This window comes from Escherichia sp. KTE31 (genome assembly GCF_000407925.1).
GTDB classification, from domain to species: Bacteria; Pseudomonadota; Gammaproteobacteria; order Enterobacterales; family Enterobacteriaceae; genus Escherichia; species Escherichia ruysiae.
Window position 1 is genome coordinate 235,361 of sequence record NZ_KE136725.1, and the last position, 19,920, is coordinate 255,280.

19 protein-coding genes are annotated in these 19,920 nt (G+C 49.8%); 8 read left to right on the plus strand and 11 right to left on the minus strand.

Going from position 1 to position 19,920, the window contains the following annotated elements:
* Nucleotides 1-8: 8 nt before the first annotated feature.
* Nucleotides 9-452, minus strand: a complete 444-nt coding sequence (gene nuoA / locus WES_RS06820) for an NADH-quinone oxidoreductase subunit NuoA (protein WP_000062994.1) — start codon at nt 450-452, stop codon at nt 9-11.
* Nucleotides 453-1,080: 628 nt separating this feature from the next.
* Nucleotides 1,081-2,019 carry a transcriptional regulator LrhA gene (gene lrhA / locus WES_RS06815; RefSeq protein ID WP_000622297.1) on the minus strand — a complete coding sequence of 313 codons (939 nt, stop codon included), beginning with the start codon at nt 2,017-2,019 and terminating at the stop codon, nt 1,081-1,083.
* A 920-nt stretch (nt 2,020-2,939) separates the two neighbouring features.
* Between lrhA and alaA the strand changes: the two genes are divergently transcribed.
* Nucleotides 2,940-4,157 carry an alanine transaminase AlaA gene (gene alaA, locus WES_RS06810; protein WP_000074519.1) on the plus strand — a complete coding sequence of 406 codons (1,218 nt, stop codon included), beginning with the start codon at nt 2,940-2,942 and terminating at the stop codon, nt 4,155-4,157.
* A gap of 83 nt (nt 4,158-4,240) precedes the next feature.
* The gene (yfbR, locus tag WES_RS06805) at nt 4,241-4,840 is read left to right on the plus strand and encodes a 5'-deoxynucleotidase (protein ID WP_000813872.1); all 600 of its coding nucleotides are present in this window, start codon (nt 4,241-4,243) and stop codon (nt 4,838-4,840) included.
* Between the two features lie 86 nt (nt 4,841-4,926).
* Here the strand turns inward: yfbR and WES_RS06800 are convergent, their stop codons facing one another.
* The 4 genes from WES_RS06800 to yfbV all read right to left on the minus strand — a co-directional run bounded on the left by WES_RS06800 (nt 4,927) and on the right by yfbV (nt 8,540).
* The gene (locus WES_RS06800; protein ID WP_016158685.1) at nt 4,927-6,759 is read right to left on the minus strand and encodes an SLC13 family permease; all 1,833 of its coding nucleotides are present in this window, start codon (nt 6,757-6,759) and stop codon (nt 4,927-4,929) included.
* 86 nt (nt 6,760-6,845) lie between these two features.
* Nucleotides 6,846-7,496 carry a hexitol phosphatase HxpA gene (gene hxpA, locus WES_RS06795; RefSeq protein ID WP_016158686.1) on the minus strand — a complete coding sequence of 217 codons (651 nt, stop codon included), beginning with the start codon at nt 7,494-7,496 and terminating at the stop codon, nt 6,846-6,848.
* Nucleotides 7,497-7,506: 10 nt separating this feature from the next.
* Nucleotides 7,507-8,001, minus strand: a complete 495-nt coding sequence (locus WES_RS06790) for a YfbU family protein (protein WP_000426118.1) — start codon at nt 7,999-8,001, stop codon at nt 7,507-7,509.
* 83 nt (nt 8,002-8,084) lie between these two features.
* Nucleotides 8,085-8,540 (minus strand): terminus macrodomain insulation protein YfbV, encoded by a 456-nt coding sequence (gene yfbV, locus WES_RS06785; RefSeq protein ID WP_000106629.1) that lies wholly within the window; start codon nt 8,538-8,540, stop codon nt 8,085-8,087.
* A gap of 337 nt (nt 8,541-8,877) precedes the next feature.
* Here yfbV and ackA point away from each other — a divergent pair, with 337 nt between their 5' ends.
* From ackA to yfcC, 3 genes are all read left to right on the plus strand, one after another.
* A complete protein-coding gene (ackA, locus tag WES_RS06780; protein ID WP_000095696.1) occupies nt 8,878-10,080 on the plus strand; it encodes an acetate kinase in 1,203 nt (400 codons plus the stop codon).
* Nucleotides 10,081-10,154: 74 nt separating this feature from the next.
* Nucleotides 10,155-12,299, plus strand: a complete 2,145-nt coding sequence (pta, locus tag WES_RS06775; protein WP_016158687.1) for a phosphate acetyltransferase — start codon at nt 10,155-10,157, stop codon at nt 12,297-12,299.
* A gap of 189 nt (nt 12,300-12,488) precedes the next feature.
* On the plus strand, nt 12,489-14,009 hold the full coding sequence (yfcC, locus tag WES_RS06770) for a putative basic amino acid antiporter YfcC (RefSeq protein ID WP_001274483.1): 1,521 nt from the start codon (nt 12,489-12,491) through the stop codon (nt 14,007-14,009).
* Between the two features lie 32 nt (nt 14,010-14,041).
* Here the strand turns inward: yfcC and yfcD are convergent, their stop codons facing one another.
* The 3 genes from yfcD to yfcF are packed head-to-tail and all read right to left on the minus strand — an operon-like array spanning nt 14,042 to nt 15,894.
* Entirely contained in the window at nt 14,042-14,584 is a 543-nt protein-coding gene (gene yfcD / locus WES_RS06765) for an NUDIX hydrolase YfcD (protein WP_000437935.1), read from the minus strand.
* A gap of 58 nt (nt 14,585-14,642) precedes the next feature.
* Complete coding sequence (yfcE, locus tag WES_RS06760; RefSeq protein WP_010351461.1) at nt 14,643-15,194, minus strand: phosphodiesterase; 552 nt, start codon at nt 15,192-15,194, stop codon at nt 14,643-14,645.
* A 55-nt stretch (nt 15,195-15,249) separates the two neighbouring features.
* Nucleotides 15,250-15,894 carry a glutathione transferase gene (gene yfcF / locus WES_RS06755; RefSeq protein WP_000042422.1) on the minus strand — a complete coding sequence of 215 codons (645 nt, stop codon included), beginning with the start codon at nt 15,892-15,894 and terminating at the stop codon, nt 15,250-15,252.
* Between the two features lie 134 nt (nt 15,895-16,028).
* Here yfcF and yfcG point away from each other — a divergent pair, with 134 nt between their 5' ends.
* The 3 genes from yfcG to WES_RS06740 are packed head-to-tail and all read left to right on the plus strand — an operon-like array spanning nt 16,029 to nt 18,009.
* A complete protein-coding gene (yfcG, locus tag WES_RS06750; RefSeq protein ID WP_000566492.1) occupies nt 16,029-16,676 on the plus strand; it encodes a GSH-dependent disulfide bond oxidoreductase in 648 nt (215 codons plus the stop codon).
* Between the two features lie 56 nt (nt 16,677-16,732).
* The gene (gene folX, locus WES_RS06745) at nt 16,733-17,095 is read left to right on the plus strand and encodes a dihydroneopterin triphosphate 2'-epimerase (RefSeq protein WP_000068454.1); all 363 of its coding nucleotides are present in this window, start codon (nt 16,733-16,735) and stop codon (nt 17,093-17,095) included.
* Nucleotides 17,096-17,115: 20 nt separating this feature from the next.
* Nucleotides 17,116-18,009, plus strand: coding sequence for a TIGR01777 family oxidoreductase (locus WES_RS06740; RefSeq protein WP_016158689.1), 894 nt, complete (start codon nt 17,116-17,118; stop codon nt 18,007-18,009).
* A gap of 46 nt (nt 18,010-18,055) precedes the next feature.
* On the opposite strand, the gene rpnB is transcribed toward WES_RS06740, so the two are convergent.
* Together rpnB and hisP are read right to left on the minus strand one after the other, a co-directional pair.
* Nucleotides 18,056-18,946: a recombination-promoting nuclease RpnB gene (gene rpnB, locus WES_RS06735; protein ID WP_016158690.1), complete on the minus strand. Its 891-nt coding sequence runs from the start codon at nt 18,944-18,946 to the stop codon at nt 18,056-18,058.
* Between the two features lie 196 nt (nt 18,947-19,142).
* Nucleotides 19,143-19,916 carry a histidine ABC transporter ATP-binding protein HisP gene (hisP, locus tag WES_RS06730; protein WP_001293617.1) on the minus strand — a complete coding sequence of 258 codons (774 nt, stop codon included), beginning with the start codon at nt 19,914-19,916 and terminating at the stop codon, nt 19,143-19,145.
* Between the last annotated feature and the right edge of the window lie 4 nt (nt 19,917-19,920).

Sequence of the window (19,920 nt, forward strand, 5' to 3'; positions counted from 1 at the left end):
CCTCGCGGTTAGCGTTGACGATTAGCGATACTGTTCGTTTCCGGGTTCATACGCTCGCGGCGAGAACGCGCGGGCGTCCAGTCCAGCGCGCCAATACGCACCAGATAAACCAGACCAGCCAGTAACACAAAAATAAAAATTGCCGCTTCTACAAAGCCAATCCAGCCGCTTTCGCGAATGGAAGTTGACCATGCGAACAGATACAGCGCCTCAACGTCGAAGATAACGAAGAACATGGCCACCAGATAAAACTTGGCAGACAGGCGTAAGCGGGCGGAGCCGACCGAGTCGATACCTGATTCAAACGGCACGTTTTTCGACCTCGCGCGTGCGCGACCGCCTAAAAACCAACCGCCTACCAGCATCAGGCAACACAGGCCAATGGCAACGATAAGAAAGATAGCGAATGCCCAGTGATGAGCGATGACTTCAGTGGATGTTGACATACTCATTGCTTACTCATCAAAAGTAGCGCCAGACTCACTGCTCTTCACGGCAGATGGACGCCACATCGATTCATGGGGAGGAATAAAAAAAACCTTACAATCACTGTAGAAACTATTTTATACAGCTAATTGATGTGGTCTTTTACTCCTTTCTATAACCTTTTGTCAACTTTAACAAAGGTTTCTTCACATTAATTTACATGATATCAACAACTTTTGCATTTAATGCCCTATAGCCCCAGATTGTTGACAACTCCAGGAAAATTAGATGTTGTTGAATCGTGTCCGTTGTGAAGCAATGGAAAAAATACGGGTCTATTTTGACAGGAATTTGTGTCGATTCCTCCCCCCAAAAGAGAGTATTTTCTTGATCTGTGACACGCTTTTGTTAATCCATAACAAAAACACAGCAATAATTTTACGTATTTTTTAACATCATTGTAGCAGGAGATTTTTTTCAGGCGATTTTTTGTTCGTAAACGTGGAGAATGGCTGATAATTGAAAAATGAACACTTTTGTTCGCCGTGAGGAAAATTCTTAAGGATTTATTGTAAAAAAAGCCACTGGCGTTTTATTAATCACCAGTGGCTTATTTTTACAAACTTATCATCAGCAATTGTTATTGCCAGACGATTATTCGTAATCCCCTTCTATCAACAGGGAATCGTCCCCCTCCTGGGGAGTCAGCGGGCTGTATTGCCATGGGTTGTGATAACTCTCCATTGCCTGGTATATCACCTGCGCCAACTCATTATTGCTGGACGGATCATAGCACAGCAAATATTCGGTATCTGGGAGTGGAGGTAAACCGTCTACCGCGCTCAAAACGCGCAGATCCGGACTCATCATCTCAACCGGTCTTGCTGTCACGCCAAGACCCGCTTTTACTGCAGCACGAACAGCCGGTAATGTGGAGGCAACATACGCCAGGCGCCATGGAATCTCCGCTTTATTGAGCGTTGCCAGAACCATGTCACGGAACGGACTAGGGTCATCCAGTAGCACAAGTGGGATCGGCTCGCCTTTTTGCAACACATATTCCGCAGCGCAATACCAGTGCGTTGGCGAAGTACGCAGGTTCAACGCCTTAAAGGTATCAGGACGATGAGTGGTAACCATTAAATCCACTTCCTGGGACTTCAGCATTTCTGCCATATAGGCATTGCGTTTAACGCGGACATCCAGCGCAAGTTTCGGATAAACCGAACTTACGCGATTAAGCAGGAAAGGTAAGATCGTATCAGCAGATTCATCTGAAGCACCGATAGTTAACACGCCCTGAAGATTACTGAACATCAATGATGAGCAAGCCTCATCATTAAAACGCAGGATTTTCCTGGCGTAACCAAGAAGCTGAATGCCATGTTCAGTTAACAGTTTGTTGCGACCATGCCGAGCGAACAGTTCTTTCCCAACGAGTTGTTCCAGACGTTGCATTTGCTGGCTAACAGCGGACTGAGTACGACACACAGCGGCAGCTGCAGCAGCAAAAGTGTTCAGATCGGCAACAGCAACAAATGTTCTCAGCAGATCGAGGTCGAGGTTAATTATCGGACGATTTGCACTTATCATATATTATCACTTACTGGCGGCTCATACTGAGCTGGTTAATGCTGTGCACACACAAACAAGCAATTCCATTTGTAATGTGCCTCCCTGGCAGTTTCATCCGGAACCCGGATGAAAGTAAAAATGCATATGAGTTGCACTAAAAATGTGGCTCACATTGTTCCGTTATAATGCCTGAAGTAGATCACAGAATATATCTTCAGGGATCGCATATCTATTAAGTTACTCACTCTTTTCTATTTATGACATGCGAGAGTTTATGTAAATGTAAATGTTGCTCCCTGCTCCACTCCCTCGCAGCAGCGCGGCTAATACGTGTACGCGTACAAACAGCGAGGATGAGGCTGCATCAAAAGCAGGTGCTCCGTCATTAAAGTAGGCATTTTACCCTAAAACCCTTTTATTTATAAGGGTCATTGCGAATTATCTGATGCAAAGTTATGTTATGTTAGGCAAAGTAATCTTCTATTATTAATATGCACAACAAAGCCTTTTTGAATATTAAATAATAATTAATTAGCATCACCCGCATTCATTAATTCCTCTTAACAATAATTTCCCCCGTCATCACCTATACGACACATCGGCAATCACTACTCGTTAATTTTTCACTTATAACGAAAATATCATGAATGCTTTATGTTCGTGATTTCTTAAGCCGAAGAAATTTTACACATTTATCTATCAGACAAAAAAACCATACTCTGAATTGATATTCAGAATAAATCACTACCAAACATCACTTATTAAGTATATGCATCTTATTATTTTGCGATAATTAAGTTATTAACAGCACAATTCCTCTTTCTCTGCCAGCAAAATCTTGTTCTGCAGAACTTCAAAACGCCGCCTCGGGGGAGTACATTGTTCTAAGCTGACTTCCACGGCAGGGAGTGGCGATAACAGCAAAAAGGTCAAGATTCATGTCCCCCATTGAAAAATCCAGCAAATTAGAGAATGTCTGTTACGACATCCGTGGTCCGGTGCTGAAAGAAGCAAAACGCCTGGAAGAAGAAGGTAACAAGGTACTGAAACTGAACATCGGCAACCCAGCGCCGTTCGGTTTTGACGCACCCGATGAAATCCTGGTTGACGTGATACGCAACCTCCCGACAGCTCAGGGCTATTGCGATTCCAAAGGTCTTTACTCCGCGCGTAAAGCCATCATGCAGCACTACCAGGCTCGCGGTATGCGTGATGTTACCGTGGAAGATATTTACATTGGCAATGGTGTATCAGAGCTTATCGTTCAGGCAATGCAGGCATTGCTGAACAGTGGGGACGAAATGTTGGTTCCTGCGCCTGATTACCCTCTATGGACAGCGGCAGTTTCGCTCTCCGGCGGTAAAGCAGTGCACTATCTTTGCGATGAATCCTCTGACTGGTTCCCGGATCTCGATGACATTCGCGCCAAAATTACGCCACGCACGCGCGGCATTGTTATTATCAACCCGAACAACCCAACCGGCGCAGTATATTCCAAAGAGCTTTTGATGGAGATTGTGGAGATTGCGCGTCAACATAATCTCATTATCTTCGCCGATGAAATTTACGACAAAATCCTCTATGACGACGCTGAGCATCACTCGATTGCGCCGTTAGCTCCTGACTTGCTGACTATTACCTTTAACGGACTGTCGAAAACGTATCGTGTTGCAGGCTTCCGTCAGGGCTGGATGGTGCTGAACGGGCCGAAAAAACACGCCAAAGGCTACATCGAAGGTCTGGAAATGCTGGCCTCAATGCGACTGTGCGCTAACGTTCCTGCACAACACGCAATACAGACCGCACTCGGCGGCTATCAGAGCATCAGCGAGTTTATCATGCCGGGCGGACGTCTTTACGAGCAGCGTAATCGCGCCTGGGAATTGATTAACGACATTCCAGGTGTTTCCTGCGTGAAGCCGCGCGGCGCACTGTACATGTTCCCGAAAATCGACGCCAAACGCTTTAATATTCACGACGATCAGAAGATGGTACTGGATTTCCTGTTACAGGAAAAAGTTCTGCTGGTACAAGGAACTGCATTTAACTGGCCATGGCCGGATCACTTCCGCATTGTCACGCTGCCGCGTGTTGATGATATCGAACTGTCCTTGAGCAAGTTCGCTCGTTTCCTTTCCGGTTATCATCAGTTGTAATCTTAAATTCACTGCCGGAGATTGCATCCGGCAGTGTTATCCCTCCACAATGACCTCAGGATGTCATCACTCGTAAGGTCACTATGAAACAGAGCCATTTTTTTGCCCACCTCTCCCGCCTGAAACTCATTAACCGCTGGCCGCTAATGCGCAACGTGCGGACGGAAAATGTGTCCGAACACAGTTTGCAGGTAGCGATGGTCGCCCATGCGCTGGCAGCCATCAAGAATCGCAAATTTGGCGGACAGGTGAATGCAGAACGCATCGCACTGCTGGCGATGTACCACGATGCCTCTGAAGTGCTCACTGGCGATCTCCCTACTCCGGTGAAATACTTCAACTCGCAAATCGCCCAGGAATATAAAGCCATTGAGAAAATCGCTCAGCAAAAACTTGTCGATATGGTTCCGGAGGAGCTGCGGGATATTTTTGCGCCATTAATCGATGAAAATGCGTATAGCGATGAAGAAAAGTCACTGGTTAAACAGGCGGATGCGCTGTGTGCGTACTTGAAATGCCTGGAAGAACTCGCGGCCGGAAATAATGAATTTTTGCTGGCAAAAACGCGACTGGAAGCAACGCTTGAAGCGCGCCGCAGCCAGGAGATGGACTACTTCATGGAGGTATTTGTTCCCAGCTTTCATCTTTCGCTCGATGAGATTAGCCAGGATTCACCGCTGTAAGCAGCCTGATACCAGCCGACACAGCCTGATAAGACGCGCCAGCGTCGCATCAGGCAATAAGCAACGGATGCGACATCTGGCTCTCGTCAAAATGGAAACAACATCGGGATCATGACCACACAAACCACCATCACGATAATGGTGAACGGTACTCCCAGCTTCACAAAGTCACTGAAACTGTAATTCCCCGGGCCTAAAACCAGTGTGTTAACGGGGGAAGAAACTGGCGTCATAAAAGCGGCGGATGCAGCCATCGCCACGACCATTGCGAACGGATAAGGTGATACGCCCATTGTTTTTGCGGCAGCCAGCGCAATCGGAGCCATCAACACCGCCGTCGCGGTATTAGAGATAAATAACCCAATAACTGCCGACAAGACAAACAAACAGACCAGCATCATATGCGGCCCGTAACCGCCGCCGATGTCCATCAGCCCTTTCACCGCCAGCGCGACACCACCGGTTTTCTGTAATGCCACAGCAAACGGCATCATCCCAACGATCAAAATAATGCTCGGCCAGTGAATGGATTTATAGGCACTTTCGGCATCGATACAGCGGAATTTCCCCATCAGCAGGCAGGCAATGATAGCGGCAACAGGGTTAGGAATTTCATCGGTCAGCATTAACGCCACCATCAGCACCAGACAGAAAATGGCATGTGGCGCCTGGCTGTGTGCGGGTGATGCTTCACTCACTTCTTCTGGTAAATTCAGCGCCACAAAATCGCGGCCCTGTTTTGCCAGCATACCGATCAGTTTCCAGTTACCAACCACCAGAATAATATCGCCCAGCAGCAGAGGTTCATCCGCCAACGAACCTTCCAGCGCCACTCCATTGCGTTTCAGCCCCACGACATTCAGCCCGTAGCGGGTACGAAAGCCGATTTCGCGAACCGATTTACCAATAAGCTCTGACTCAGGAATTAATGAAATCTCTGCCATACCGACATCAAGAGCCTGATCGGAAAAATACTCGCCGCGCAAAACCATCGGCTCCAGTAATTGTTCACTGCAAAATTGCCGGAGATCGACGTCAGCCGCTGACATATCAATAAGCAAAACGTCACGCGCACGAAATTCAGAAACCCCGTTCACATTCACAATAACACGACGAAAACGACGCCAGCGTTCAACACCAATGACGTTTGCGCCATAGCGTTCACGCAATTTAAGGTCGTCCAGCCGTTGACCGATCATCGGCGAACCGGGGCGAATAGCCAGACGGCGCGCTCGTCCGGTAAGACGGTATTCACGAATAAGATCGCGAAAGGTGCGACGCGTCCAGCCTTCGCGCTGCGGGATCTGGGAATCCCCTTTCAGCATAAAACGCATCACCAGCATGTATAAGATGCCGAGTACCAATACGACCAGGCCGATAGGAGTTACGCTGAAGAAACTAAACCCGTGATAACCCTCGCGTAGCAGTTCGCTGTTCACCACCAGGTTAGGCGGGGTCGCCACCAGCGTCATCATGCCGCTAATCAGCCCGGCAAAACTTAGCGGCATCATCAGGCGCGATGGCGACGTTTGCATACGCATGGCAACGCTTAACACCACGGGAATAAAGATAGCGACGACGCCAGTTGAACTCATAAATGCGCCAAGACCCGCGACAGTTAACATCAGTAAAACCAGCATTTTGATTTCACTGTTGCCGGCCACTTTGACCAGCCATGTCCCCATCACGGTGGCAACGCCGGTACGGACTAAACCATCGCCAATAATAAACAGGGCGGCGATCAGCACAACGTTAGGATCGGAAAAGCCGGAAAAAACTTCGGGGACCGTCAGCGTTCCGCTTAATGCAAACGCGACAATAACAAACAAAGCGACCGCATCCATACGCACTCTGCCTGTTGCAAACAGGACTATGGCAACGGCCAGTAATGAGAGAACCCAGATCAATTCACCGTTCACAACTTATCCTTGTTAATTGAGGGGGATGGCTTGATTCTGCCACAAAAAAGCCCCGACGAGACGGGGCTAAATCATGATTAGGTGTTTCACGAAATAATAACATCGCCATTTGGCTGTTTGGTCACAGTAATTTGCTCCAGACTATGGAGAACCAAATCTACCTCATTCAGACGTGGAGTGTCTGCCGGTGCATTAACCGCAATAACATGGCATCCCGCTGCCAGGCCAGAAAGCACACCTGCGGGAGCGTCTTCCACTACAACGCATTCGTGTGGTGCAAGACCCAGCAGTTGCGCGCCTAACTGATACGCGTCGGGCTCTGGTTTCCCACGTTTCACCCGCTCCGCAGTAACAAATACTTCCGGTGCAGGAAGTCCGGCTACTTTGTGGCGCGCTCGTGCAACTGGCATTGAACCTGAAGTCACAATCGCCCATGGAATACCCGCTTTATTCAAATGATTGAGTAAGGCGATTGCCCCAGGAAGTGCAGAAATTCCTTCGGTTTCCGTAGCCTCGATTTGCTCCAGACGCGTAAACTCTGCAGCAATTTCCGCCTCCGATTTCCCCACCATAAAATAGCGCAGAGACGTTATTGCCTGTTTACCGTGAATAAAAGCCAGCACTTCTTCCGGCGTTAATCCATGGCGTCTCGCCCAGTTGCTCCACGCCCGCTCTACCGCAGGCAGGGAGTCTACCAGCGTACCATCAAGATCAAACAGAAAACCTTTGCACCGCACGCAAGCCTCCTCAGGCGTTAATGATTTGATTAATTTCGTTTGTGCTCAGATGATACTGACGCGGGCAAGAATGCCAGACGTTCAACATGCGTTGGTATTTCTCCCACATTGGCGTCTGGGCATTAAAGCCGTGAGTCCCGGCATCAAAATGGGTGTAACGCCCTTCGACATTAACCATAAAGCGTACATAACCGAGATAACGTGCTTCGGTGGCAGCGTCGAAGCCGAGGAAAGTGACACGGCGTTCATCGATAGCTTGTTGATCCTGCAAATTAGACCAGGAGACATGCAGTGCGTGATACATCTCCATAATGTCGATGATAGTGCGGCAGGTTTCTTCTTTCAGCTCGCCAAACTCACGATCCAGTTCACGCATCTGCAATCCATAACCGCGTTCAATGATTGTTTGCAGACGACGATAACGTTCAGCATTTGCCGGATCGAGCATAGTCATCATTTTGTACTGGTTAGACAAAATAAGACGTTGCGCGTTGGTCATTTCCATTGTTGACTCCTGTATCACTTTACTACGGTGAAAAAAAAGAAGGCCGATGTCTGCCTTCTTTTATATGCGTAATCAGGGGTCAATTACAAATCATCAAGGAAAGTTTTATCCAGTTGTTTGAAGGCGCGCTTAAGCGTGTCAGCTAATGCCTGATAATCAGGCTTGCCTTCTACGGGTGCTAATGCTTGCCCGGCCTCCTGCAATTTACCGCGAACCTCATAAAACCAACTCAGGATCGCCGGCGGTAATGGCGTAACAGAACGTTTGCCCAGCCACCATAGCCCCTGCATCGGCAAACTCAGGGCGAACAACGCAGTAGCAACAGCCGGCCCAAGCTGACCGCCTAGTGCAATTTGCCAGCAGAGAGTGAACACAGCAATCGGCGGCATAAAACGAATCGCATAGCGCGTCATCTTGATAACGCGATTTTCAACAAAGACCGGGGCAAGGCGTTTTTCCAGCGGCCACGTCTTTGAGTAATGCTGTCCCCGGCGAAACAAGCTAAAAAAATTAACAGAACGATTATCCGGCGTTGACATGCTTCACCTCAACTTCACATATAAAGATTCAAAAATTTGTGCAAATTCACAACTCAGCGGGACAACGTTCAAAACATTTTGTCTTCCATACCCACTATCAGGTATCCTTTAGCAGCCTGAAGGCCTAAGTAGTACATATTCATTGAGTCGTCAAATTCATATACATTATGCCATTGGCTGAAAATTACGCAAAATGGCATAGACTCAAGATATTTATTCCATCATGCAAAAAAAATTTGCAGTGCATGATGTTAATCATAAATGTCGGTGTCATCATGCGCTACGCTCTATGGCTCCCTGACGTTTTTTTAGCCACGTATCAATTATAGGTACTTCCATGTCGAGTAAGTTAGTACTGGTTCTGAACTGCGGTAGTTCTTCACTGAAATTTGCAATCATCGATGCTGTAAATGGTGAAGAGTACCTTTCTGGTTTAGCCGAATGTTTCCACCTGCCCGAAGCACGCATCAAATGGAAAATGGACGGCAATAAACAAGAAGCGGCTTTAGGTGCAGGCGCCGCTCACAGCGAAGCGCTCAACTTTATCGTTAATAATATTCTGGCACAAAAACCAGAACTTTCTGCGCAGCTGACCGCTATCGGTCACCGTATCGTACACGGCGGCGAGAAGTATACCAGCTCCGTAGTGATCGATGAGTCTGTTATTCAGGGTATCAAAGATGCGGCTTCTTTTGCACCGCTGCACAACCCGGCTCACCTGATCGGTATCGAAGAAGCTCTGAAATCTTTCCCGCAGCTGAAAGACAAAAACGTTGCTGTATTTGACACTGCGTTCCACCAGACTATGCCGGAAGAGTCTTACCTCTACGCTCTGCCGTACAACCTGTACAAAGAGCACGGCATCCGTCGTTACGGCGCGCACGGCACCAGCCACTTCTATGTAACCCAGGAAGCGGCAAAAATGCTGAACAAACCGGTAGAAGAGCTGAACATCATCACCTGCCACCTGGGCAACGGTGGTTCCGTTTCTGCTATCCGCAACGGTAAATGCGTTGACACCTCTATGGGTCTGACCCCGCTGGAAGGTCTGGTAATGGGTACTCGCTCTGGCGATATCGACCCGGCTATCATCTTCCACCTGCACGACACCCTGGGCATGAGCGTTGACGCAATCAACAAAATGCTGACCAAAGAGTCTGGCCTGCTGGGTCTGACCGAAGTCACCAGCGACTGCCGCTATGTTGAAGACAACTACGCGACTAAAGAAGACGCGAAGCGCGCAATGGACGTTTACTGCCACCGTCTGGCGAAATATATCGGTGCATACACTGCACTGATGGATGGTCGTCTGGACGCAGTTGTATTCACCGGTGGTATCGGTGAAAATGCCGCGATGGTTCGTGAACTGTCTCTGGGCAAACTGGGCGTGCTGGGCTTTGAAGTTGATCATGAACGCAACCTGGCTGCACGTTTCGGCAAATCTGGTTTCATCAACAAAGAAGGCACCCGCCCTGCTGTTGTGATCCCAACCAACGAAGAGCTGGTTATCGCGCAAGACGCCTGCCGCCTGACCGCCTGATTCCACACCGCCAGCCCTGCTGGCGGTGCTGTTTTGTAACCCGCCAAACCGGCGGTAACGAAAGAGGATAAACCGTGTCCCGTATTATTATGCTGATCCCTACCGGAACCAGCGTCGGTCTGACCAGCGTCAGTCTTGGCGTGATCCGTGCAATGGAACGCAAAGGCGTTCGTCTGAGCGTTTTCAAACCTATCGCTCAGCCGCGTACCGGTGGCGATGCGCCCGATCAGACAACGACTATTGTGCGTGCGAATTCTTCCACCACGACAGCCGCTGAACCGCTGAAAATGAGTTACGTAGAAGGTCTGCTTTCCAGCAATAAAAAAGATGTGCTGATGGAAGAGATCGTCGCGAACTACCACGCTAACACCAAAGACGCTGAAGTTGTTCTGGTTGAAGGTCTGGTCCCGACACGTAAGCACCAGTTTGCCCAGTCTCTGAACTACGAAATCGCCAAAACGCTGAATGCGGAAATCGTCTTCGTTATGTCTCAGGGCACTGACACCCCGGAACAGCTGAAAGAGCGTATCGAACTGACTCGCAACAGCTTCGGCGGTGCAAAAAACACCAATATCACCGGCGTTATCGTTAACAAACTGAACGCACCGGTTGATGAACAGGGTCGTACTCGCCCGGATCTGTCCGAGATTTTCGACGACTCTTCCAAAGCTAAAGTAAACAATGTTGATCCGGCGAAGCTGCAAGAATCCAGCCCGCTGCCGGTTCTCGGCGCTGTGCCGTGGAGCTTTGATCTGATCGCAACCCGTGCGATCGATATGGCGCGTCACCTGAATGCGACCATCATCAACGAAGGCGACATCAACACTCGCCGCGTTAAATCCGTAACTTTCTGCGCACGCAGCATTCCGCACATGCTGGAGCACTTCCGTGCCGGTTCTCTGCTGGTGACTTCCGCAGACCGTCCTGACGTGCTGGTTGCCGCTTGCCTGGCTGCAATGAACGGCGTAGAAATCGGAGCCCTGCTGCTGACTGGCGGCTACGAAATGGACGCGCGCATTTCTAAACTGTGCGAACGTGCTTTCGCTACCGGCCTGCCGGTATTTATGGTGAACACCAACACCTGGCAGACTTCTCTGAGCCTGCAGAGCTTCAACCTGGAAGTTCCGGTTGACGATCATGAGCGTATCGAGAAAGTTCAGGAATATGTTGCTAACTACATCAACGCTGACTGGATCGATTCTCTGACTGCCACTTCCGAGCGCAGCCGTCGTCTCTCTCCGCCAGCGTTCCGTTATCAGCTGACTGAACTGGCGCGCAAAGCGGGCAAACGTATCGTTCTGCCGGAAGGCGACGAACCGCGTACGGTTAAAGCAGCCGCTATCTGTGCTGAACGTGGTATCGCAACTTGCGTTCTGCTGGGTAATCCGGCAGAGATCAACCGCGTTGCAGCGTCTCAGGGCGTAGAACTGGGCGCAGGCATCGAAATCGTTGATCCAGAAGTGGTTCGCGAAAGCTATGTTGCTCGTCTGGTCGAACTGCGTAAGAACAAAGGTATGACCGAAACCGTTGCCCGCGAACAGCTGGAAGACAACGTGGTTCTCGGTACGCTGATGCTGGAACAGGATGAAGTTGACGGTCTGGTTTCCGGTGCTGTTCACACCACCGCAAACACTATCCGTCCGCCACTGCAGCTGATCAAAACTGCACCGGGTAGCTCCCTGGTATCTTCCGTGTTCTTCATGCTGCTACCAGAACAGGTTTACGTTTACGGTGACTGTGCGATCAACCCAGATCCGACCGCAGAACAGCTGGCAGAAATTGCGATTCAGTCCGCAGATTCCGCCGCAGCCTTCGGTATCGAACCGCGTGTTGCTATGCTCTCCTACTCCACCGGTACTTCTGGTGCTGGTAGCGACGTAGAAAAAGTTCGCGAAGCAACTCGTCTGGCGCAGGAAAAACGTCCTGACCTGATGATCGACGGTCCGCTGCAGTACGATGCTGCGGTAATGGCTGACGTTGCGAAATCTAAAGCACCGAACTCTCCGGTTGCAGGTCGCGCTACCGTGTTCATCTTCCCGGATCTGAACACCGGTAACACCACCTACAAAGCGGTACAGCGTTCTGCCGACCTGATCTCCATCGGGCCGATGCTGCAGGGTATGCGCAAGCCGGTTAACGACCTGTCCCGTGGCGCTCTGGTTGACGACATCGTCTACACCATCGCGTTGACTGCGATTCAGTCTGCACAGCAGCAGTAATCTCGTCATAATCCGCAGCCTTGCGCTGCGGATATCTGAACCGGAAATAGTCAATATTTCCGGTTTTTTATTCTCTTAATTTGCATTACTCCTTTCTGATTATCTTGCTTAACTGCGCTGCATCAATGAATTGCGCCATATCACTTTGCATACTTACCACTTTGTCTTGTGCAAGGGAAAATTTGCGCTATGTCCGCAATAACTGAATCCAAACCAACCAGAAGATGGGCAATGCCCGATACGCTGGTGATTATCTTTTTTGTCGCTATTTTAACCAGCCTCGCCACATGGGTTGTTCCGGTGGGGATGTTTGACAGTCAGGAAGTGCAGTACCAGGTTGATGGTCAGACGAAAACACGCAAAGTCGTAGACCCTCACTCATTTCGCATTCTGACCAACGAGGCCGGCGAACCTGAGTATCACCGCGTACAACTGTTCTCGACGGGCGATGAACGCCCTGGCCTGATGAACTTCCCGTTTGAAGGGTTAACCTCCGGATCGAAATACGGGACAGCCGTTGGCATCATCATGTTTATGCTGGTGATTGGCGGTGCATTTGGCATCGTGATGCGTACAGGAACCATTGATAACGGCATCCTGGCGCTTATCCGCCATACTCGAGGGAATGAAATTCTCTTTATTCCTGCGTTGTTTATTCTCTTTTCGCTCGGTGGTGCGGTGTTCGGCATGGGGGAAGAGGCCGTCGCCTTTGCCATTATCATTGCCCCGCTAATGGTACGACTGGGTTATGACAGTATTACTACCGTCCTGGTGACCTATATCGCCACTCAAATCGGTTTTGCCAGCTCGTGGATGAACCCGTTCTGCGTAGTTGTCGCCCAGGGGATTGCTGGCGTTCCGGTGCTTTCCGGCTCCGGCCTGCGCATTGTGGTGTGGGTTATCGCCACTCTGATTGGCCTGATCTTTACCATGGTTTACGCCTCACGAGTGAAAAAGAATCCTCTGTTGTCACGCGTGCATGATTCCGATCGCTTCTTCCGTGAAAAGCAGGCTGACGTTGAACAACGTCCGTTTACCTTTGGTGACTGGCTGGTATTGATTGTCCTGACCGCCGTTATGATCTGGGTGATTTGGGGGGTGATCGTTAATGCCTGGTTTATTCCAGAAATCGCCAGCCAGTTCTTCACTATGGGGCTGGTGATTGGCATCATCGGCGTTGTCTTCCGTCTTAACGGCATGACGGTAAATACCATGGCTTCATCCTTTACCGAAGGCGCGCGCATGATGATCGCCCCTGCCCTGCTGGTGGGTTTCGCCAAAGGGATTTTGCTTCTGGTGGGTAACGGTGAAGCTGGTGAGGCCAGCGTGCTGAATACTATCCTCAACAGCATTGCCAATGCCATTAGCGGTCTGGATAACGCTGTCGCGGCCTGGTTTATGTTGCTCTTCCAGGCGGTATTCAATTTCTTCGTGACATCCGGTTCTGGTCAGGCTGCGCTAACCATGCCGTTACTGGCACCGCTTGGCGATCTGGTCGGTGTTAACCGTCAGGTTACCGTGCTGGCGTTCCAGTTTGGCGATGGCTTCAGTCACATCATTTACCCGACCTCGGCTTCGCTAATGGCGACGCTCGGCGTTTGCCGGGTGGACTTCCGTAACTGGCTGAAAGTGGGTGCGACACTGCTTGGACTGCTATTTATTATGTCCAGCGTCGTGGTGATCGGCGCTCAGTTAATGGGCTACCATTAAAAATGTTAAGAGCCGCAATTGCGGCTCTTTTTTCATTCTGCCGTTTCAGTCTCTACGGCTTCATTTTTGGCATTGCGCTTCATCCACAACGCCAGAGCTTTCAGCGAGTCTGGAGTAAACTCATCGCAACGTGCGGTGATTTCTTCCGGCGTTAGCCAGCAAACTTCACTGACTTCATCTTCCTGGAGGGCGAATGGACCGTGAGAGACACAACTGAACAGCGCGCCCCAGACACGGCAATTTTTATCTTCGAAATAGAACTGCCCGTGCTCGGCAAAGGGGACACCAGCAATGCCCAACTCTTCTTCCGCTTCGCGACGTGCGGATTCCAGCAGTTGCTCATCGGCCTGGACCACACCACCAGCGGTCGCATCTAACATGCCGGGTAAAAAGTCTTTTGTCTCGGTACGACGCTGCACAAGAATTTTGCCCATGCCATCATGCACGACGATATAAGTTGCACGATGACGCAGACACTGTGCCCGCATTTGTTCCCGGCTGGCTTGTGCAATGACTTCGTTCTCTTCATTGACAATATCCACCCATTCAGTACTTGCCAAACGACGCTGTTCCATTATCAGGAAACCTTCTTTTTCTGGCGCTCTTACGGCGCATTTTGAGTTGTGGAGTAAATTACGGATTAATCGCGATCTGCGCAATGATACTTTGATCATTGAGTGCGATTACGCTTAGTACGTCATCATCCAACATGCCATAGCTCGCCGGATAGCCGCCTTTCGGAATGCTTACCGAACCGGGGTTAAAGTGGAAAATTTCACCCCGCTGTTCCGCCACTGGTAGATGGGTATGACCGTACACCAGCACGTCGTTCTGGTTTAAAGCCGGCAGATTATCCGGGCCAAACAGATGACCATGCGTCAGAAACAGACGTTGCTTTTCCAGTAATACCTGTTGCCACGGTGCGGTTATAGGGAAGTGCAGCAGCATCTGATCCACTTCGCTATCGCAGTTGCCGCGCACGGCGATAACTTTATGCGCCACCTCATTCAGCCGTTCGGCTACTTTGGCTGGCGCATACCCTTCAGGCAGGGCGTTTCTCGGGCCATGATTCAGCACGTCGCCAAGAATCACCAGCCACTGAGCTCCGCTCTGGGCAAACAAATCCAGAACACGTTCCGTCGCCGGTAACGACCCATGAATGTCCGATGCAAACATCAGTTTCATCACTCACTCCTCGTCGAAAAAACGTAAGCTATGATACTGGATTCTATCGCCTCTATCAGCCAGATTGCTTCGCCGAAAGTGCAATAAAAAGCTGAACTGAAGCCCGCTGCCACTGGAATGCTGCATAATCCACCAGACGTTCCGGCACCTCATCACCCTGTAATACCAGGCGGTTAATCATTAACGCCAAATCAGTATCTGCAATACACCACTCACCAAACAGATTCGGCTGGTCATGCGCCAGTAAATGTTCTGCCATCGCGAACAGTTTCTCTGCACTGGCCTTTCCCTCCACCGTTAATGGCGCTTTTTTCGCACCAGCAAAGACAACATCCGTCGGACGCTCTTCGCGGATGGGCATCAGATCGCTGCGTAGCCAGGCCTGAATCTGCCGTGCTCGCGCCCGATTTTGCAAATCAAGCGGATAAATGCGCTCCCAGGTCGGCGGCGCAAAACGATCCTCCAGATATTCTGCAATGGCAGAGGATTCACTTAACTCAAAATCATCAATTTGTAACAACGGCACGCGCCGTGTCTGTCCGTAACCTTGCCACGTCGGCCGCAAATGTTCACCGCTGTCGAGGTTGATGGTTTTTATATGAAAAGGCAGGCCTTTCTCCTGCAACGCCACCCAGGCGGATAACACATAAGGGGAGAAAAAATGGGCATCTGACCACAGCGTGATTGCAGGTTTACTCATTATGTCCTCAGCGATAAATGGGCTTGCTATCAAACTATAGAGCCTTTTTGTCACGGTTACTTGATGAAAACTTACACAAGTCGCTGCGCTTTCTATACTTGATGTGTTCAGATTATTAGATAACCGGAGCTGCAATGATCGATCTCTATTTCGCCCCAACGCCGAATGGTCACAAAATTACGTTGTTTCTCGAAGAGGCGGGACTGGATTATCGCTTAATCAAAGTTGACCTCGGTAAAGGTGGTCAGTTTCGCCCGGAGTTTTTGCGCATTTCGCCCAACAATAAAATTCCGGCGATTGTTGATCATGCCCCGACTGACGGCGGTGAACCATTAAGCCTCTTTGAGTCAGGTGCCATTTTGTTGTATCTGGCGGAAAAAACAGGGCTATTTTTAGGTCATGAACCGCGTGAGCGCGCCGCCACATTACAGTGGTTATTCTGGCAGGTTGGAGGCCTGGGGCCGATGCTCGGGCAAAATCACCATTTTAATCATGCAGCGCCACAGACTATTCCCTATGCAATTGAGCGTTATCAGGTTGAAACTCAGCGTCTGTATCATGTGCTGAATAAGCGCCTGGAAAACTCGCCCTGGCTGGGCGGTGAAAACTACAGCATTGCAGATATTGCCTGCTGGCCGTGGGTTAATGCCTGGACTCGCCAGCGAATTGATCTCGCGATGTATCCGGCAGTAAAAAACTGGTATGAACGAATCCGCTCACGTCCTGCTACCGGGCAGGCGCTACTAAAAGCACAAGTAAATGATGAGATTTCGAATAGTTAACAGAACCTGGTTCTCGTGTATTATTTAATCCTAAATAAAACAACGGAGAACCTGCAATGGCACAACCTGCCGCGATTATTCGTATAAAGAACCTTCGCTTACGTACATTTATCGGAATTAAAGACGAAGAGATTAACAACCGTCAGGATATCGTTATCAACGTGACGATCCATTACCCCGCCGATAAAGCGCGTACCAGCGAAGATATTAATGACGCGCTGAATTATCGCACCGTTACCAAAAACATCATTCAACACGTAGAGAATAACCGTTTCTCTTTGCTGGAAAAATTAACTCAGGATGTGCTCGATATCGCACGTGAACATCACTGGGTGACGTATGCTGAAGTGGAGATCGATAAACTTCACGCGCTGCGCTATGCCGATTCGGTATCCATGACCTTAAGCTGGCAGCGTTAACCGCTATATCGGGAGGCTGCATGAATATAGTGATCACCGGAGGGACAGGATTAATTGGTCGCCATTTAATCCCACGCTTGTTGGAACTGGGTCATCAGGTAACGGTGGTAACGCGTAACCCGCAGACAGCCAGTTCCGTTCTCGGCTCCCGAGTGACACTATGGCAAGGGCTTGCCGATCAAAGCAACCTCAACAGCGTTGATGCAGTAATCAACCTGGCCGGAGAACCGATTGCTGATAAACGCTGGACTCGCGAGCAAAAAGATCTCCTCTGCCAAAGCCGCTGGAATATCACGCAAAAACTGGTGGATTTGATTAACGCCAGCGACACGCCGCCGTCAGTGCTCATTTCAGGCTCGGCGGCGGGATATTATGGTGACTTAGGTGAAGTCGTGGTCACTGAAGAAGAACCGCCACATAACGAATTTACCCATAAACTCTGCGCCCGTTGGGAAGAAATTGCCTGTCGGGCGCAAAGCGACAAAACACGAGTGTGCCTGCTGCGTACCGGCGTAGTACTGGCTTCGGATGGCGGTATCCTCGGCAAAATGCTGCCTCCGTTTCGCCTTGGCCTGGGCGGTCCGATAGGCTCCGGTCGGCAGTATCTGGCCTGGATTCATATTGATGATATGGTCAACGGTATTCTCTGGCTGCTGGATAACGATCTGCGCGGGCCATTTAATATGGTCTCGCCATATCCGGTACACAATGAACAATTTGCCCATGCGCTTGGTCATGCGCTGCATCGCCCGGCGATTTTGCGCGTCCCTGCCACAGCTATTCGCTTGCTGATGGGGGAATCATCGGTTCTGGTATTGGGCGGACAACGCGCCTTGCCAAAACGGCTTGAAGAAGCGGGGTTCGCTTTTCGCTGGTACGATTTAGAAGAGGCGCTGGCGGATGTCGTTCGCTGATGTGGTTTACTGCAAACATCCGCCAGTTAATCCCAGTGTTACAGGATTAGTGGCTTTGCGCGATAAGATCGTCTGGCGAAAGTCTGGTCACCATCAGAACTAACTCTCTGTCTAACCCTCTCTCCAACATCTCCTGAGCAATACGCAGGGCTTCTTCGTGTTTGCCCTGCATTGCGCCTTCTTCACGTAATCTGTCAGCAATGGTCATCAGTTTCTCCTTTTCTTGTGGTGCGCGTTCCGTTATCTCACCAATAAATGCACGGAAACGCTGGGCATCCCCTGTTTGTAATACGTAATTAAACAGGGCTTTTAGCTGTCTGTCATTAGTGTTCCCTGTAACTAGCAGCGAAACAATTTGGTCGACTAATCCCAACAGATCGCGCTGACGAATATGTTTCTGAATTAACTCCAACAGCGCCATTTTGCGATGTTGCATAATCTCGTCATCCGGCACCACGGTAATATCCACCAACGGAAACGCTGATGAATATATTTTGCGGGCAATCGCAGGCTCGGCAAATTCATCAAGCCAGCAGAGTGAATATGGATAAGGGCTTCTGCAGCCATGATAAAACAGCATCGGGATCACCAATGGAAGCTCTTTATAGCCCGCATCAAGATGGTTTTGCATTGCCGCAATGGAATAACGCATCATGCGAAAAGCCATTAATTCTTCCGGCTTACTTTGGTGCTCTATCACTACATAAATATAACCCACTCCCTCCTGCGTTTTCACAGACCACAAGAGGTCGGAATAATATTGCCGCAGGTCTTCATCAATAAAACTGTTTGGTTCCAGTTTAAGAGTCGTTAAATCACACAGTTTGCGCAGCGGCGCGGGAAGGTGAATATCAATAAAATCCCGCGCGGTGTCTGGATGGCGTAAAAAAGATTTAAATACCGCATCATGCGGCGTGGAAGTTGCCGATATTGTCATGGCGTTCCGTCACCCCTCAAATTTAAGATGACGCGACAATAACCACGATTAACACCCAATGCAGCAGGCAGTTTTTATCTTTGGACAGCGAATTCAGAAGTATTTTTAGCGGACTGCAATTTTTACATTTCAGCGGAAGCTGACTCGCAAATTCCCCCGGAAAATACTCCGGCAGCATTAGCCACCGGAGAGATAATTATTTCAGCGATCCCTTAAGGAACTGTTGCAGACGCGGACTTTGCGGGTTGCCGAATAACTGTTCTGGCGTACCCTCTTCTTCAATTTTCCCTTGATGAAGAAAAATTACATGCGTGGAGACGTGGCGGGCAAAGCCCATTTCGTGGGTCACTACCACCATGGTTTTCCCCTCTTCTGCCAGTTGCTGCATAATACGCAACACTTCGCCTACCAGTTCAGGATCGAGCGCCGAGGTAGGTTCATCAAACAGTAAAACTTCCGGTTCCATCGCCAGCGCCCGCGCGATAGAAACACGCTGTTGCTGACCGCCGGAAAGATGCACCGGGTATTTACCCTGCGCACGTTCGTCTATCCCGACTTTCGCCAGATACTTCACCGCCCGCTCGCGCGCTTCCTGCTTGCTCAGGCCCAACACCTGAATCGGCGCTTCCATGACGTTTTCCAGTACCGTCATATGGCTCCAGAGATTGAAGTGCTGGAACACCATGGTCAGGCGCGTGCGCAGTAAACGCAGCTGATTTTTATCGGCGACTTTGAGTTGACCGTCTTTGTCACGCACCAGATTGATCGTCTGACCATTAACCACGATCGATCCTTCGCTCGGCTTTTCGAGGAAGTTAATGCATCGCAAAAAGGTACTTTTCCCCGATCCCGACGACCCGATGATGCTTATCACATCTCCGGCGTTCGCCTGCAGGGAAACCCCTTTCAGCACTTCATGTTCGCCGTAGCGTTTGTGCAAATCGATAACGTTTAATTTATTCTCGGACATCGTA

Bases quoted from the DNA above. Each gene is read 5' to 3' on its own strand.
- yfcG (WP_000566492.1), top strand. From the start codon at position 16,029: ATGATCGATCTCTATTTCGCCCCAACGCCGAATGGTCACAAAATTACG.
- yfcD (WP_000437935.1), bottom strand. From the start codon at position 14,584: ATGGAACAGCGTCGTTTGGCAAGTACTGAATGGGTGGATATTGTCAAT.
- ackA (WP_000095696.1), top strand. From the start codon at position 8,878: ATGTCGAGTAAGTTAGTACTGGTTCTGAACTGCGGTAGTTCTTCACTG.
- WES_RS06740 (WP_016158689.1), top strand. From the start codon at position 17,116: ATGAATATAGTGATCACCGGAGGGACAGGATTAATTGGTCGCCATTTA.
- WES_RS06790 (WP_000426118.1), bottom strand. From the start codon at position 8,001: ATGGAAATGACCAACGCGCAACGTCTTATTTTGTCTAACCAGTACAAA.
- yfcC (WP_001274483.1), top strand. From the start codon at position 12,489: ATGTCCGCAATAACTGAATCCAAACCAACCAGAAGATGGGCAATGCCC.
- yfbR (WP_000813872.1), top strand. From the start codon at position 4,241: ATGAAACAGAGCCATTTTTTTGCCCACCTCTCCCGCCTGAAACTCATT.
- folX (WP_000068454.1), top strand. From the start codon at position 16,733: ATGGCACAACCTGCCGCGATTATTCGTATAAAGAACCTTCGCTTACGT.
- hisP (WP_001293617.1), bottom strand. From the start codon at position 19,916: ATGTCCGAGAATAAATTAAACGTTATCGATTTGCACAAACGCTACGGC.
- lrhA (WP_000622297.1), bottom strand. From the start codon at position 2,019: ATGATAAGTGCAAATCGTCCGATAATTAACCTCGACCTCGATCTGCTG.
- yfbV (WP_000106629.1), bottom strand. From the start codon at position 8,540: ATGTCAACGCCGGATAATCGTTCTGTTAATTTTTTTAGCTTGTTTCGC.
- yfcE (WP_010351461.1), bottom strand. From the start codon at position 15,194: ATGAAACTGATGTTTGCATCGGACATTCATGGGTCGTTACCGGCGACG.
- alaA (WP_000074519.1), top strand. From the start codon at position 2,940: ATGTCCCCCATTGAAAAATCCAGCAAATTAGAGAATGTCTGTTACGAC.
- yfcF (WP_000042422.1), bottom strand. From the start codon at position 15,894: ATGAGTAAACCTGCAATCACGCTGTGGTCAGATGCCCATTTTTTCTCC.
- nuoA (WP_000062994.1), bottom strand. From the start codon at position 452: ATGAGTATGTCAACATCCACTGAAGTCATCGCTCATCACTGGGCATTC.
- rpnB (WP_016158690.1), bottom strand. From the start codon at position 18,946: ATGACAATATCGGCAACTTCCACGCCGCATGATGCGGTATTTAAATCT.